The 15,911-nt window shown below is 46.5% G+C and carries 9 protein-coding genes; 1 reads left to right on the forward strand and 8 read right to left on the reverse strand.

Annotated elements, in window-relative coordinates; genetic code table 11:
• Positions 1 to 25 precede the first annotated feature (25 nt).
• Together L6I86_RS00495 and L6I86_RS00500 are read right to left on the reverse strand one after the other, a co-directional pair.
• Positions 26 to 1,135: an alanine racemase gene (locus L6I86_RS00495; RefSeq protein ID WP_236283957.1), complete on the reverse strand. Its 1,110-nt coding sequence runs from the start codon at positions 1,133 to 1,135 to the stop codon at positions 26 to 28.
• Positions 1,136 to 1,266: 131 nt separating this feature from the next.
• Positions 1,267 to 2,460, reverse strand: coding sequence for an N-acetylglucosamine-6-phosphate deacetylase (locus L6I86_RS00500; RefSeq protein ID WP_236283958.1), 1,194 nt, complete (start codon positions 2,458 to 2,460; stop codon positions 1,267 to 1,269).
• Between the two features lie 344 nt (positions 2,461 to 2,804).
• On the opposite strand from L6I86_RS00500, the gene L6I86_RS00505 reads away from it, so the two are divergent.
• Entirely contained in the window at positions 2,805 to 3,134 is a 330-nt protein-coding gene (locus tag L6I86_RS00505) for a hypothetical protein (RefSeq protein WP_236283959.1), read from the forward strand.
• Between the two features lie 59 nt (positions 3,135 to 3,193).
• On the opposite strand, the gene L6I86_RS00510 is transcribed toward L6I86_RS00505, so the two are convergent.
• The 6 genes from L6I86_RS00510 to L6I86_RS00535 form a co-directional block, all read right to left on the reverse strand.
• Positions 3,194 to 6,415, reverse strand: a complete 3,222-nt coding sequence (locus L6I86_RS00510) for a discoidin domain-containing protein (RefSeq protein WP_236283960.1) — start codon at positions 6,413 to 6,415, stop codon at positions 3,194 to 3,196.
• A gap of 87 nt (positions 6,416 to 6,502) precedes the next feature.
• Positions 6,503 to 9,613, reverse strand: a complete 3,111-nt coding sequence (locus L6I86_RS00515; RefSeq protein ID WP_236283961.1) for a glycosyl hydrolase family 95 catalytic domain-containing protein — start codon at positions 9,611 to 9,613, stop codon at positions 6,503 to 6,505.
• Between the two features lie 46 nt (positions 9,614 to 9,659).
• Positions 9,660 to 10,532 (reverse strand): carbohydrate ABC transporter permease, encoded by an 873-nt coding sequence (locus tag L6I86_RS00520; RefSeq protein WP_056619957.1) that lies wholly within the window; start codon positions 10,530 to 10,532, stop codon positions 9,660 to 9,662.
• 12 nt (positions 10,533 to 10,544) lie between these two features.
• Positions 10,545 to 11,522 (reverse strand): ABC transporter permease, encoded by a 978-nt coding sequence (locus tag L6I86_RS00525; protein WP_236283962.1) that lies wholly within the window; start codon positions 11,520 to 11,522, stop codon positions 10,545 to 10,547.
• 87 nt (positions 11,523 to 11,609) lie between these two features.
• Positions 11,610 to 13,250, reverse strand: coding sequence for a type 2 periplasmic-binding domain-containing protein (locus L6I86_RS00530; protein ID WP_236283963.1), 1,641 nt, complete (start codon positions 13,248 to 13,250; stop codon positions 11,610 to 11,612).
• Positions 13,251 to 13,484: 234 nt separating this feature from the next.
• Positions 13,485 to 15,839, reverse strand: a complete 2,355-nt coding sequence (locus L6I86_RS00535; protein WP_236283964.1) for a helix-turn-helix domain-containing protein — start codon at positions 15,837 to 15,839, stop codon at positions 13,485 to 13,487.
• Positions 15,840 to 15,911 lie beyond the last annotated feature (72 nt).

The raw sequence follows: 15,911 nt of genomic DNA on the forward strand, positions 1-15,911 counted from the left end.
TATAGGTAAGGTGTAGATAGGCCAGCTAGGTAACTTTCCCTCTTGCATCGACGGTAATGATTCGTTCAATCTGCCCCTTCCGCATGCCGAGCAGCCGATCATGCAGATTCGTTACGGCGCAGCAATGATTGGGGATAATGGCTACCGTGTCACCAATTTGCAGTGTAACTTCTTCTGGGACCGATAAAACACCATGCTCTTCACTAAGCCGCTCGACATAAATGTCAGGCAGCTCCGGGATGATACCGAAGCCTCTTCGATGAGCACTGCTGTCGTTCGATAACGTCTTCGAGCCAGAATCGATGATCGCCGTTCCCGGTCTCGGTGTACTGACGACTGTGGCATAGATGCTCATCGCACATTCCTCTTCTTCAATAAGGCCCGTGTATAACTGCGAACCATCGCCGAAAACATACGCGCCAGGTCGCATCTCCGTTACGCCTAAGCCAGCGAGGGCGCCGATAAACTTTGAAGTCGGTGTGGAACCGACGCTAATGTCCGGCACATCTACGCCCAAGCGCCGCAGCACGCGTTGCGATTCCAACAGCGCTTCCGCTTCAGCTAGCGCTACTTCCAAGCAATCGTCGGCACGACTCTTGCTGTATGCTTGACCCGCATGGGTCATTAGTGCAGCCAGTCGAATGCCCGGCAGCTTCGCAATCGCCAGCGCCAGCTCCGCTGTCTCTTCACCAGGTTCCTTCCCACAGCGGTTTAAACCGCTATTCACATCTACGTAAAGTGGCACACGCAGCTTCAGATGTTCACCGAGATCCGACAATCCCTTGGCCACCTCGTAGCTATCCACGCTGACCGACACTTGGATTCGCTGCAGCAGCCGTGCCAAGCGTTCGAGCTTCAATCGCCCGACGATCGGGTAAGCGATTAAAATATCATCCATGCCGCCTTCCGCCATGACCTCTGCTTCGCCAAGCTTCGCAACCGTAATGCCAGAAGCCCCATGTCGCAGCTGCTCTTGCGCGATCCAAACGCTCTTATGCGTTTTCGTATGTGGTCTTAATCGGACGCCCGCTGTGGCAGCTAATTCAGCCGTTCGCTTCAAATTAGCATCCAATCGATCAAGATCAATGACAATCGATGGGGTATCCAGCGTTTCCTGCCCTGAATGTAATCTCACAACTGCACCGCCTTTAGGTTTCATTAAATAAAACCTTGGTTTCATTTATTTGCATTATATCAAATCACTCAAGGATATGACTACCATTTTTTCTCAACTATTTCTAAGAAATAGCGGCATGCCGACTTTTTTTATAAGCGCAAGAGTTGGCCTTGCAAAATCACCTGTTGTATGTTTATTTCTCCATCTACAAGGATCAGGTTCGCCAGTTTGCCTCGCTCAATACTCCCCATCTGATCATCCATATGAATGACTTGAGCTGGATTTAGCGAGGCCATGCGGAACGCATCCACGAGATCTACTTCTGCATGTCTCATCATATTGCGAACGGCCATATCCATCGTTAGGCGGCTACCCGCCAAATGTCCGAGATGGTTCCAATTCAAATCCGAACCATTTCCATTGTCCACGCCAGCTTCAGGCATGGCGTCCGTAATGATGATCACACGGTCTGTTCCTTTGGTTTTGTGAATCAGTTTCAACATCAAGGGACGCACATGAACGCCTTCTGAATCCGGAATGACTTCCGCATAGATGTCGTCATGCACGAGGACAGCTTCATCGACGCCCACTTCGCGTGTTCCACCATATCTAGACGGAGAAGGTGTCGTACCCGATGCGTTCGTACAGTGACAGCCAATACGCAGACCTTGAGGGACAAACCGGAAAATCTCTTCCGCAGTTGCCTCGGAATGACCGACAGATAACGAAATCTGATATTTCGCTGCCTCGTTCACGAAGGCTTCCTGTCCTTCCAGCTCCGGTGCGAGTGTCCATACCTTGATGCGGTCGCCAGCTACTCGCAGAATTTCCTCGTATTCAACCGGATCAACAGGTCGGATTGGCGAGGTGATGGCGCCGTATTTTTTATTAATATATGGCCCTTCCATATGGATACCGACTATTGCGTTGGCGAACGGCTCCTTTGAATCCATGGCCTCTAGAATCGTCTGGAGCCCATCTCGTACCTGTTCCCGACTTTCATTGTAAGTAAATGTAGGTAGGATGGCTGTTGTCCCATGTTTCAAATGCGCCAGCGCAAACGCATTGGGATGTTCCCACGACCATACCCCACCGCCGCCATGACAGTGAATATCGACGAAGCCTGGGGCAATATAGGCGCCTTTCGCATCCACGGCAGGTAGGTCAGCTGGCACCACTACCTCTCCCGCTTCCCCGAAATCGGTAATGAAGCCCCTTTCAATTAGAACGACCCCATTTGGGATTAACCTGTTAGCTGTAATTAGCGTACCGTTCTGGACAACTAAACTACCATTCACTTGCATCCATTCACCTTCTCCCTTAAAATAAAACCGTGGTTTCATTTTAGTATATCACCTCAATAACTACGCTTGAAGAAATTTTTTCCAAACCCACTTCCTATCCTGAACGGGTATACCAAAGACCCTTCTTAACATGAATCCTACTCCCCTTTATTATCCTTGTAGCATCTCACGTGAATTTCGTCTACCAAATACAAGGAAATCACACTACTATCCGAAAATTTCGACCTTTTTTTGAACCTGTTTTTACGCCTATTATTGAAATTACATTGGATAGGTGGGAGGTGAATAAAACAATAACGGAATGAAAGCGTCACCTAGATCCGACATCAAGCGGTGCATGAGCAGCGATTCATAGCGCTGCGAATCGATGGAGGGAACCAAGGATGAATGGAATCATTATGCCTCGTAAGCCAGCAGCCCTACTGCGCCTCATAGCTGCCCTTTCCCTGTTAATCGGGTTATTACCTCTCCTAGCTGCACCGAAAGCTGAAGCTGCAACGGTTAGCGTAGCCAACGCGGGCTTCGAGACGTTGTCGGGATCTCTCCCGGCTAACTGGACACTGCCTTATACCAGCGGTTATGAAAGCAGCTCAATCAATCAGACTGTAACTTGGGGTGGCAGCAGCAGCTTATCCAGCCTCGCTGGTCAGACGATCTCTGTGAAGTACTATATGAAAAACACGAAGCTCTATGCGATGCAATTCAAGAATTAATAAGGGTTAAATGAAAGAAGGCCCCTAGCTACGTATGTGGCAGAGGGCCTTCTTTTCAATTAATTATACACCTTAAACTCATAGGCCGAAGCACTTCCGCCACTGTAACTTGAACCCGTTACGGTAACTTTGACGTATCTGTAAGTGCCGCTAAAGGTATCTGTAGTCAAGCCTTGCGTTGTATTACTTGTTCGATCAAGAATGGTTGTATAGGTCACATCGTCATTGCTGCCTTCAATTTTATACGCGTACGACCTTGGATAGGTTGTGCTGTTGTACCAATAACTTTCAAGCTTGGTAAGTGCCATACTGCTGCCTAAATCGACCTTCCACCACTGCGGATACGTGTTGGTGATGGCCGCCCACCGGGCAGAGGTGGTATTCCCGTCATTCGCATTACTAACGTCATTGCCAGCTTGGACAGAGCTTGCCGTCGTTGTCTTGCTCTGTGAAACAACTTGCCCTGTTGGGTTTGTGCCTTCAAATACTCTGAATTCATAAGCAGAAGCACTTCCACCGCTGTAACTGGAGCCTGTTACAGTGACCCTGACATATCTGTAAGTGACATTGAATGTATCTGTCGTTAAACCTTGTATGGTATTACTACTCCGGTCAAGGATCGTTGTATACGTCACATCATCATGACTTCCTTCTATTTTATACTGGTAGGATCTAGGATAGGACGAGCTGTTGTACCAGTGACTTTCTAGTTTGGAGATCGGCATGGAGCTGCCTAGATCAACCTTCCACCATTGCGGATTCGTATTCGTAACGGCTGCCCATCGGGTAGATGTTGTATTTCCGTCATTGGCATTGCTTACCTCATTGCCTGTTTGAAAGGAGCTTGCCGTCGTTGTCTTGCCTTGTGAGACAATACCTGTACCTGTAGTCGCGCTGACAGATGAACTCCACATACTTGAACCCTGGCTATTCTTGGCCCTTACGGTATACGTGTGTGTGGAACCAGCCGAAAGTCCTGTATGTGTGTATGGGCTGCTTACGTTACTTACCAATGCGCCATCAACGACCAGGTCATACCCCGTAGCTCCTGCAACATTATTCCAGCTAACGTTGATCTGAGACATATTGGCTGCCGTTGCGCTTAACCCTGTTGGCATCGATGGCAAATTTGGATTTGATGCAACTGGGGTGATGCTCATCGCTTGCGGGTTACTTCCACCAAATTTGATACTCTGAATGCTTGCTTGACCTGAAGAAAACTCGACACCAAGCGCACTTGCTCGGTTCACCAGTCGATAGGTCGTAATGCCATTTAGACTAGTATTAGTTGCTGCTGTGATCGTGGAGGTAGAGGAAGATGGCGTGAGATAGGCTGGTGTTGCATTTCCGATAGGCAAAAGATACCATTGATCACTGCCGCTTGCTGCGCCATTGCCACCATTTCCGCTCGGATTGGCATTGGCATCGGCTGCACCAGTAATCACTGTCGCACCCATCGCCCGCGTTGCTGGCGCCGTTGACCCAGCCACCTTCAAATACTTACCTGTGGAGATGTTCTGTAAGCGATAAAACCCGCTGTTCTTGGTAGCATCAAATTCATCAGGAACAGGAACGAATTGCCACTGCTGCCCAGCAGTTCCATCCTGGAGCGTATTTCCACCTATCGCGATGGTATAAGCTGCAGAGGTCGAAATCGCCGTGCCATTCTGATCCTTTGGCGGATTATTTGCTGAGTAGTACGTCTGTCCTGCACTTGGTACCGCTGTTGTATAATTTTTCTGGGAACCCGATAAATCGGAAATTGTTCGGAAAGAATACCCGCTAACTTGTTGATTAGTCAGACTGCCTGTGTCGATTTGAGACAAATAGCTACCTACCGTTGAAGGAAGTTTACCTACCACTTTGAATGTGTCTGGTTTACCTAAATCATCCGTCTCGTAAACGTACCCGTCATAGCCGACGGAGCGGTATTTGCCACTATAGGCATTATAGGAGAAGGCATTTTGGTATTGTGTATTGACTGGAAGGAACAATCGCTGAGTCGCCGTATTTTTGAATACGGCATTGCCGCTTGATCCGGCTTGAATGGAAGTCAGGTATCCTGTGGAGTTATTTTCTTGGTCAATCCAAACTTGGCTGTTTTTAATATAAACGGTTATTGTAGCATCCAGCGCCGGATCTGAGTAGGAGACAGAAGGAATGCTGGTACCGCTCGCATTTTTAATTGTTCCATTGGTCTTATTGGCCGTATAAGTGTTGCCTGCGAGATCTTGGAAGGTGAAATCTCCACTGCTTGTTAGCTTCGTATAGGTGATATTTAAGGCGGAACCGTCCATACCCGTACCTGTTAAAGTCAGACTGTCTGTAGCTGGTGTATAGTTGACGGTCAGATTATGATCACTACCAGCACCCATTGGACTACCAATCCAACCTGCATAACCTTTCAGTGCGGATCGGGTCCATGTCCCGTTATACCATACATCCCAAGAGCCTTCCGCCATTTTGGCAGAGATTGGAGATCGAGCAAGACTGAAGTAGGTGAGGATGTTGCTATACCCTGGTTTCCAATTTATGTGATTGTTGTAGAGAGCATAGAAGTAACCATTGACATTATCGACAAAAAAACGAGTGCCTGCCACACCATATGACCAAGTCGTGCCAGGAAAGTTCGTACTGGTTGCGGCTTCGTTGCTATCGTTCCATGGTGAAGTGGCAACCTGCCCAATTAACTGCCAGGTAGCTCCCTTGTCTGTCGAGTAGGTGGATAGAACCCGATTGTTATGAATACCCGTGGCAATCCGCTCATTGTTCGTCGGATTGTTCGTAGCAAATGGCGAGAATTGATACTCATCATTGATTAATGCATACCAATACCCTGTATCTGGATCAATCCAGACGCCGATACCATCATTATGATCATCCTGGTAAGGCGTTGGAATGCCATAAGCTTCATCAATCTTATAATTGAAGGTTCCCGGTCGATTCCAATACGAATTATAGATGGTTGTCGTGCCCCAATTGGTGTTCAGGGTTCCCATGTCCGTATTCGTATTGTATTTAATCCACGACCCTCCGCTGTCCGATGCTGAGTAATCGGCCAGTGAATACATCCAGTGAAAATCCCCATCTTTGTCGACGAACGCAGAACCGGCAATATCCGCTCGGCCCGATGTGAGACTTGGAACGGTTGTATTCTGTACATACGTTGGGAATTTCTCTGTTGCAGCAGACGCTGTCTGTAATCCCCCCAATGTTTGAACCGCTAGGAATGACAGAATAGCAAGTGATCTTGTCAATGTCACTTTCTTATTAACACGCATACCGTAACCTCCATGTTATTCATATTTGCCCCGCAACAACCACTTGACCTTCATCAGAAATAACTCACCCCCTCTCAGCAGATTCTTCTATAAGTACGTGTAATTTTTATTGATGATCAACACGTTTACTCGCCACGCCATACCGTTGCAGCTGTTGAATTTGATTCTCACATATCCATCCTTTCTCTGGGTGATAGGCAGTATCTCTGTGGCATATTGTCCGGCTTTCAATGCCAATTCGGGCTTCCATCTGCTGTGCTGGACGATCTCAATCTCCGTATAGGATGGTTCTCTCTGATCCCCAGTTACGAATAGCACATCATAACGTCCCTTTGGAAGCTCCACGATAAACGTGGCTTCACACGTTCCGCCGATAAAGTCCCTCCGCAGCTCGTCAGGCTCACCACGATCCAACGCGTGGAGATGATCTCTACTTTCCCATCCGATCCCGGTATAAGACTGGAACATAGCATCTGGCGTTATTTTACGAAACGTTTGACCAAGAACGCCCTCCATATGGACCTGTCTTGGCAGCACTTTCGTGTAATCTTTCTCCAATACATGTGTGGTTACACCAAAATCCAGCCGATAGGCAGCTAGTCTGGATTCACGATAATTACCCGAATAATAATCGAAAGTAAAATGATCAAGCATTCGATAGTGCTGCGTGTCTCGGTTTTTACCAAGGAATACTCGTCGATGGGTATGGGCTACATGAACCAAGGGATCTTTCTTCTTCACCGTTAGGCTAGTAGACTCCACTGCATAGAGCTCAGGTTGGAAAGCTGCCAACACCGGATATATGGCATACTCCCCTCCCTGCTCTGTCTCAAAAGAAATGCGCTCATTTTCCTGAACGGCATCCATGGCACGCCACGATGAACCGACTTTGCATGAAACTACGAATTGTTTATTCGCATCAAATGGGTTGCGCATAACAACCTTGTTCCCTGCCTTACTTCGAATCGTGACCCAAGTCGTGCGACTGTCCTTCATTTCAGCACTCACTTCAAAAGCGCCAACGGCCAATAATCCCCGAAAAGAGCAGTTGCGCCATTTCGCATATTGCTTTACGTTCGTCTCTACCGCATGGTCATATAAGCCAATCGTCCGTTCTGGTTCAGGCTTGCCAGAAGGCAATGCCGGGAACACCTCGATCACCCCTTGATAGCTTTGCAGCAGCATTTCATTCACCGCAGCTACCATTTCTCCTGATGCCTCCATCATGTGTGGATGGTACAAGGGTTCATTCGTGATGTTGCAGTAGTTCATCCAACGTTCGGTTTCCTCCGCAAACAGACCGTTGCATCGGAGTGATAAGTCAATGCCTTGCTCATACAGCAGTCTAAGTGCTGTATTGCCCTTGCCCAGTCTTGAGGCGGCACAGGAAAGCCACCCGAACTGAAACATCCCATATTCCGTCTGATGTTGCGCATAATGAAGCGTATTCTCAGCTCTTTTCTTCAACGTAAACTCACTGTCTTTATTGATTTCTCCAATCGGATAAATCGGCATTAGCAGCGATGGATGCCGCAAATGCAAATCAACTGGTGCCCACTCAGAATCCCGCAGGACATCCCCATAACGCTTGGAATCAGCCGTTGGATATGGCGCCAAATTGTCTATCAAATGTTTCCATTTCAGCTGATCTGCCTCATTTTCACCTAGCAACGCATTCGCTTCAACAGCTATGTTCAACACATATTTGACCGTCGATAGACTGCAGGTTGAGTTTCGGGTCAAAGGCCCCTGTTCCGGCGAAATATCCGGAAATATCTCATAAAGTCCTGACTTCGGATTCACCTGCAAGTAGCCTTCGAAAAAACGTGCAATCTGCTTAAACAGCGGGTACGCTTTAACCTTAAGGAACTCATGGTCCATACTGTATCGATAGTAGTCCCACAGGAACTGCGCACACCAAGGCCAAATGCTGACATACAGCGCATGCGGGTAATCTCCGGCAATACCTTCCAGACCATGAAACTGCTTCGACATCTGTGTCGCTAGATCAACGTAGGATAGCAGCCCTTCATTGAAAGCTTCCGCAACTTCGAGGTGATTTGCCGTATAAAGCGGCCAAAACGCCGCTTGAATATTCACATCCCAATACCACATGCTGCCCCACTTGGTCGGCTGTTTAATATCCCATAATCCGTTCAAGCCGCAAGCTTGCTCGCGCATCCTACCGCCTTTTCCGCTGGAGCAAGCAATCGCGTATAAATTGATGTACCAGAGTTCTTCCACCATTTTATCCGGCAAGGAGATGGAGGAACGCGACCAGAAGCTGCGCCAATGTGCTTGATGATGGGCTATCCGCTCCTGTACTTGAGATGATGCTTCATTTAGTCTCCTCTGAGCAGTAAGAAGCAGATCCTTCGTTTCCTCCTCCGTCACCACGGTTGCCAGTAAGGTTATGTTTTCCTTCGCATCCTCAAGTACAATTCGGAGGGAACCGGCGGAACAATCGACACGTCCCTTGGCCCCGATCATCTTCATCATCACCATGAATCTAAACGGTTCATATTGCTCCATGTCCTCACCATCAGGATAAAAGCTGCCTTGGTAGTAGAATGTCGTATCATCAAGCCCATGATAGGTCACCTTCATATCGACATATCGCCCTTGGGGAACTGCCATCGCAACAGATTGTAACAAGGATGCAGCTGATTGCTTAATCTCGGTAATGACCAAGTCGCCATCCTGAGCGATTCTCGTCTCCACGTCAAGCTGATCGAGCCCCTTCTCCATTCGCAAATGGATAACTGCCTTTTCCACATCAAGTTCTAGAGAATAATGATCAGGTTCTGCCAGATTCTCTGAAGGAAAGAGCCCTATCTCACCCGTCGGGTAGTGCGATGTTCCACCAGAGGATTTGCCATATTTTCTATACATACTATTGTCAGATAATGCATCCCCATATAGAAATACGGGGTTCTGCTCAGGATCACGATACCTTTCTGTAGCCAATGTGCTCAGTTCATCAGAAGTCCGTCCATATTGTCGTGTAAAATCAGGTCCTTCCCCATTTCGATACTTCTGACTGTATCGATGGAGCTTCTGATAATAAACCTCATAATGATTCAGCGCTAGTGTCAGCTTGTTGTCCTCAAAATACGCCATCCCACCAAAATGTCCGTTGCCTATCGGTAAAGCCTCATTCCAGCTGCTCGGAGCATTCTCGAATGTAACGCCTCTCACACGTATCTCTCCTTCTGTCTATCTATCGTGGTGATACTACGCGTATCTATTCCTTAATGGCTCCAATCATCACACCTTGAACAAAATACTTCTGAAGAAACGGATACAAACAGATGATTGGCAGCGTCGAGACCATGATTGCAGCATATTTGATGGTTTCTCCAATGGCATATTTGTCGTCGCCTCCCCCTGACATCATCGAATCCGTATTGTTGGAGATCAAAATTTCACGGAGCACTAACTGGAGGGGATAGGCTTCCCTATTGCGCAGATAGATCAGCGCGTTAAAGTAGGAATTCCAATGCCCTACTGCATACCACAAGATCATGACGGCAATGACGGGCATCGAAAGCGGGATGACAATTCGGAATAGAATCTTCCAATCTCCTGCGCCATCCATTCTAGCTGATTCCTCCAAACTGACAGGGATGCCTTGAAACGAAGTACGCATAATAATCATATTAAACGTGTTGATCGCACCTGGAATGAGAATAGCCCACATGGTATTCATCATGCCGAGATCGTTCACGAGCAGGTAACTCGGAATAAGTCCCCCATGGAACACCATTGTCACGACAATAAAGAACATGATGATATTTTTAAAATAGAGATTTGGCCTGGACAATACGTAAGCGCCAATTGCTGTCATAAGTAGGTTTATCGCCGTACCGAGAAACACGTATACAAGCGTGTTCTGATACCCTTTCACGATCATCGGGTTCTCGAAAACGGCTTTATAGGCGCCTAAATCAAAGCCTGCTGGCCCCAGCATAATACCGCGTTGCTGCAGCAGGGATGTCGCATCACTAAGCGAAGCAAGTGCCACATACAAGAATGGATATAAGGTGACCGCGCAAAGTATGAGCATGAATAATATGTTGAAGTAGCCGAATGTACGCTCTCCACGGGTTAGTTTCATATGCAAATCTCCTTACCACAGTTTGTTCTCACTAATCCGCTTAACAAAGCTATTGGCCGTTACAATCAGAATAAAGCTGATCACCGAGTTGAACAGACCCACAGCTGCTGTAAAGCTATAACTTGCTTCTAGTACCCCTTTGCGGTACACATAGGTCGAAATCACGTCTGCTGTTCCGTAGGTCAGTGGATTGTACAACAGGAGCACCTTTTCACTGCCAACCGTCAGCATATTCCCCATTTGCAAAATAAATAAAATAACGATCGTTGGCATGATGCCTGGAATCGTAATATGCAGCGTCTGCTTCCAGCGGTTTGCGCCATCCATTCTAGCCGCTTCATACAGTGTTGGATCGATGGTAGACATAGCCGCCAAATACACGATGGAGCCCCAGCCAATACCTTGCCAGATGCCAGAGGAAACGAAAAGAAAGCGGAACCAGCCTTCTTTTTGCAAGAAATCAATCGATTCCATGCCAAAGCTGCCTAGGATTTGATTTATGAGTCCATTGCGGCTTAGAAAATCTATCATCATCCCCGCCACTACAACAATCGAGATGAAATGCGGCAAATAGGAGATAGACTGCACGACTCTTTTGAACACGCTATGGCGGATTTCGTTGAGCAATAACGCGAGAACGATTGCTGCCGGGAAGCCGAACAGCAAATCATAGAGGTTAATTAAGATGGTATTCTTGATTAAGCGCCAGAAGTAAATTCCGTTAAAAAAGCTCTCGAAATGTTTAAAGCCCACCCATGGACTTCCCAAAATCCCTTTCGCTGGGGAGAAGTCTTTAAATGCAATTTGCAATCCGTACATCGGTCCATAATGAAAAATCAAATAATACGCAATAACGGGAATGGCCATGACATAAATGGACCAATGCCGTTTCAAATCCCTACGTATGGTTTCCAGAACAGTCGGATTGCGATAGGTTTTCGTTGTCTTTATGGCCTCTACGGCCTCTATAGGTGCATGGCTTTGCCTCATCGTTTCCCCTACCCTTTCATTCAGTGTCTCTAATTAGAAAAAGGGGATAAACCCTAACCGCCCGTTCATCCCCAGTTACACCATGCCTTAGCGTTTATTGAAACGCTCCAAAGCTCCTTGCTGGATTTTGATCGCATCGTCAATACCCATGCTCTTAATCTTTTTGACATAGGAATCAAAGTTATCAATCGGTTCCACGCCCATGATGAATTTCAACAGCATTTCGTCTTGATACGTCTGAATGTCCGTCACGATGGAAGCAAATTTGCTGCTTTCATCCTGGGTTGGAGAGACGAGCGGGATCTTACGCTCAGCTGTTGGTTTCGACCAAACTTCCAAGGCTTTCTTTTGCTGTGGCAACGCGAGATATTGCAATTGGAAATTATCGCTGAGGACAAAAGGCGCACTCCACGTGGCACGGTTATATTTGGCAATCGATTGCTGAATGCTCGTTCCCGCTGGCGGGTTCAAAATTTCCGGTAGAAACGTGGCTTTGCCGTTTTCCATCTTATAACTCGTGCCTTCTACACCGTAGTTGAACAGCAGATCGCCTTTCTCCCCATAAGCATAATCCAGCCATTTCACCGTTTCGATTGGGTTCTTGTTGACTGCCGAAATCGCTGCACCAACACCGTTATAGGCAAAATCCTTTTGGCCCCAAATCGCTTTGTCGCCAGCTTTCAACACCGGATATGGAGCCGCTTCCAAATCGAACTTAGGATCTTTATCCTTCATAAGGCCGGCATATTTCCCAATGCCTCCGCCATTGAAGGATGCCGTTGCACCCAAGAGGTTGGTCGTCATTTTGTTATCAAATAATTTATCGTTCGGAGCTGCGAAATCCTTATCCAGTAAGCCTTCCTTGTACCATTTGTTCATGGTTGCGAGGAATTCCTTATATTCTGGCTGAATCGGACCGTATTTAACCGTGCCGCCATCTTGATAGAAGCTGTAGTTAATGCCCCATGCGCCAAGGAAAGGAGCATCGGTTGAGAATAAATTTTTATCCAGATAGATTGGAATCTCATCCGCTTTACCATTGCCATTGGGATCTTTTTCTTTAAAAGCTTTCAGCACGGTATACCACTCGTCGATGGTCGTAGGCATCTTGAGGCCCAGTTTATCCAGCCAATCTTGGCGGATCGAAGGTCCAAAAAATACTCTGACTTTATCATCACCACGTAAGAACGGGAACGCATAGATGCTTCCTTCATCTGTTGATATCTGCTTTTTCCAATCCGGATGAGCGGCAAGCAGCTTCTTCAGGTTCGGGGCATATTTATCGATGAGATCGTTCAGCTTAATAATTTTCTTATCTAAAATCGCTTTCTCCGGTCCGCCTGGATAACGGATAACGGCACCGCTTGTTGCTCCCCAACTCGCTTCAATGACGTCCGGAAGTTCGTTTGTCGCAATCATGAGATTGAATTGCTCTTGTGCTTGCGGTACCTCGAGCGGTGGATGCTGGAAGTCAACCTTGACCCCAGTCGCTTTTTCGAGCTCCTTATACATGCCCATTTCTGCGTACGTTTTCATTTGACCGGAGGCTGCGGAGTGATTAGCTACCCAATACGTCAATTTCGTCAATTTGGGCGGTTGGGATTCCGCACTTGACTGCGGCGTTGCCGATGAGCTAGTACTGCTCGTATCATCGCCGCATGCGGTTACTGAAATGACTAAGGCAGAAAGCAATACAACAGATCCTACTTGTGTTAATCTTTTCTTCATTTTTCTAGCCTCCCTTTAATATGAGCAACGCTTAACTTGATTGGCACCGATATTCTTGTCGTCGTCAGCACCTGTTCCCAAGTATGCTTCTCTAGTCCCAATATGAATACTGCCTAGTTCTCATTTCCATTGTATTTTCCTAAGAAATACAGGCATTCTGAGAAATCATCAGTCCGTATTAGAAATCGGCAGTAGCTATTTTGATACAAATAAGCAGCCCCTAAAGGCTGCTCTTTATGTGTCTGAGCCGGTATTCTCCGCTAAGCTCGTTTCACGATATTTTCCTGGCGTCACACCTTCAAGCTTCTTGAACGCTCGGATGAAGACGACATCATTGTTATATCCGACCTTCTGTGCGATTTGGACAATTGTCAGTTCTTTGTTCTGCATGAGCTGCTTCGCATGTTGAATCCGTTTCGTTGTGATGTAATCCAGCAGATTCTGACCTTGCTGTTTTTTGAAGAAGGTGGACAAATATTGTGGTGTCATCTGGATACGTTCAGCAATCTGTGCAACCCCCAAATTCGAGTCATCTAGATTGTCATGCACAATACTGACGATTTCCTGAAGTCTACTCAAACTGTGATCCGAACGATCGAGATTAAACGAACGGGTAAGCGTTTCGTATAGCTCCTTCGTTTTCGTATACATCCCCTGTGCCGTTGGATAACTGAATACTTCTCTGATCGGATCAAAGTCTGCACCAAGCACTTCTTCTTGATTCGTATTCGTCGCGTTCATAATTTTCAAGAGCGTACTCGTCACATTGAAAAATAAAGCTTTGCCTAGCTCTGGTGTGATCTGATTGGCATCGAAATTCATCGCATACATTTTATCAAGCAATTTCCCTACATTTTCGGTATCGCCGCTGCGTACAAAATTAATCAACTGAATTTCGATTTCCAATGGATAATAATAATGCTGCTTCACATCGACAATATCCTGATAATAAATAATGGCATGTTTACCCTGAATAAGTCGATATTCAAGCGCTGCCAGTGCTTCTGGATATGAATCGCGAATGGCTTTGGGGCCTTCATGGATGCCACCAACGGCGATGGTGATACCGATTTGGAAGCGTTGTGACGTGATGGTGAAGAGCGAATGAGCAATCTCCCGAATATCCGCTTCAGCGAATTTCTCCCGATTTTCCGATAGATTCATGAGTAGAGCAATACGATCACGGTCGAGCTCTAGCGAAAATCCGCGATGATGAGCCGCGATGAGATCCGCACCAATATTCGAGGCGATAAATCTGGCATGTGCCCATTGCTGCTCATTTTCACCTAGTAAATCAATATCCTCGATCTTCACGATAAGAACGGCAAAACGGTCACTGACAAATTTCAAATCCATGAACTGCAGCGAATCTCCATTAGCTGCCGAAATATCTACATCCATGTGACCATTCAGAAGGCGAGACAAGTAATTCGCTCGAATGAAAGGCGTTTGCTGTGCCAAGGTACTTCGCAGATGTTTCTCTTCATGGATAGAGCCTTCAACAGTTAACCGTATAAACTCATATTCATTCGAGAAAGGACGCTTGATCAATTCTTTTCCAGACATAATGGCATTCACAGTTTTTTGCAGCGGTTTATACGTACGATATACCCCGATACTGACAGCGATGAGTCCGGAAAACAAACAAAGGATGAATAGACCGACTGACCAACTCTTGATTTGATTCACCTGCTGCATGAAAACATCATTTGGCATAATGGACACGTATTTCCATCCTGCCTTTTGCGAAGAGGAGACCGATACCACTTGATCTACACTCGCCAGTCGATAATCAAATGGTTCTGTACTGCCATGTATACGAGCTAGTAAATCAGACGGAAACGGGGTCTCACTGTTGCTCATAATCGTTTTTCCTGCATCATCAATGATGTAGACTAAACTATGGCTTGCCGATTCCATCTGCGCAAACAATTGCTTAACCTGATCGACATCGATCAAAACGATAAAGCTTCCCAGATTTTGAGATTGTGAATGAACGGGGAGTGACTGTATATAGGTAATAACATCCTTCGGCGTTTGATCCGATCCATTGGATACCGAACTGAGCGGCAAGTACGACATATTATGCTCCTGATCCAAAAGCTTAAGCCAGCCATCGTACGACACGTTCTTATAAGAGTAATAGAGGGAATAAAAGATACGCGAGTTCGTCACCAAATCGGATTTGACAATTGAATCACTGCTTGCGAAGTACACATAGTAATCTAAAATGAAGCTGCTGGTCATACTGTGATACTTGCTCATCTTGTCCCGCATGAATTGGATAAACTCGTATTTATCCGCATCCGTCGAGTTTGCAGGAATTCTAAGCATATAATCCAGCTTCGGATCAAACACAACTTGGCGCATCAACGTATCCACTTCCGATAATTTGTTATCGAGTGACAGTTTCAGCTGCTCCAGCATGGCCACATTGGATCTTGTCGAGCTCTTCTCCAGGCTTTGTTCTACCTTTGCGTACAGAAAAAGCCCCATTGCAAGCGGTATCAATAAGATAAATAAATTGGAGGCGATGATCGTTGAAAGTGCACTTTTGCGACTATTGAAAAGACGTATAATGAAAGGCATTTTCAAACCAAGCTCACCATCCAGTCCGAGTACGAATTTACTAAAAATTGTAGCCTCTCTTCATCAAAGTTG

Origin of the sequence: Paenibacillus allorhizoplanae (genome assembly GCF_927798215.1) — a bacterium.
GTDB lineage: Bacteria > Bacillota > Bacilli > Paenibacillales > NBRC-103111 > Paenibacillus_E > Paenibacillus_E allorhizoplanae.

What these genes read in the sequence shown, in the direction of transcription:
- L6I86_RS00500 (WP_236283958.1), bottom strand. Translation starts at nt 2,460, where the DNA reads ATGAAACCACGGTTTTATTTTAAGGGAGAAGGTGAATGGATGCAAGTG.
- L6I86_RS00505 (WP_236283959.1), top strand. Translation starts at nt 2,805, where the DNA reads ATGAATGGAATCATTATGCCTCGTAAGCCAGCAGCCCTACTGCGCCTC.
- L6I86_RS00510 (WP_236283960.1), bottom strand. Translation starts at nt 6,415, where the DNA reads ATGCGTGTTAATAAGAAAGTGACATTGACAAGATCACTTGCTATTCTG.
- L6I86_RS00520 (WP_056619957.1), bottom strand. Translation starts at nt 10,532, where the DNA reads ATGAAACTAACCCGTGGAGAGCGTACATTCGGCTACTTCAACATATTA.
- L6I86_RS00525 (WP_236283962.1), bottom strand. Translation starts at nt 11,522, where the DNA reads ATGAGGCAAAGCCATGCACCTATAGAGGCCGTAGAGGCCATAAAGACA.
- L6I86_RS00530 (WP_236283963.1), bottom strand. Translation starts at nt 13,250, where the DNA reads ATGAAGAAAAGATTAACACAAGTAGGATCTGTTGTATTGCTTTCTGCC.
- L6I86_RS00535 (WP_236283964.1), bottom strand. Translation starts at nt 15,839, where the DNA reads ATGCCTTTCATTATACGTCTTTTCAATAGTCGCAAAAGTGCACTTTCA.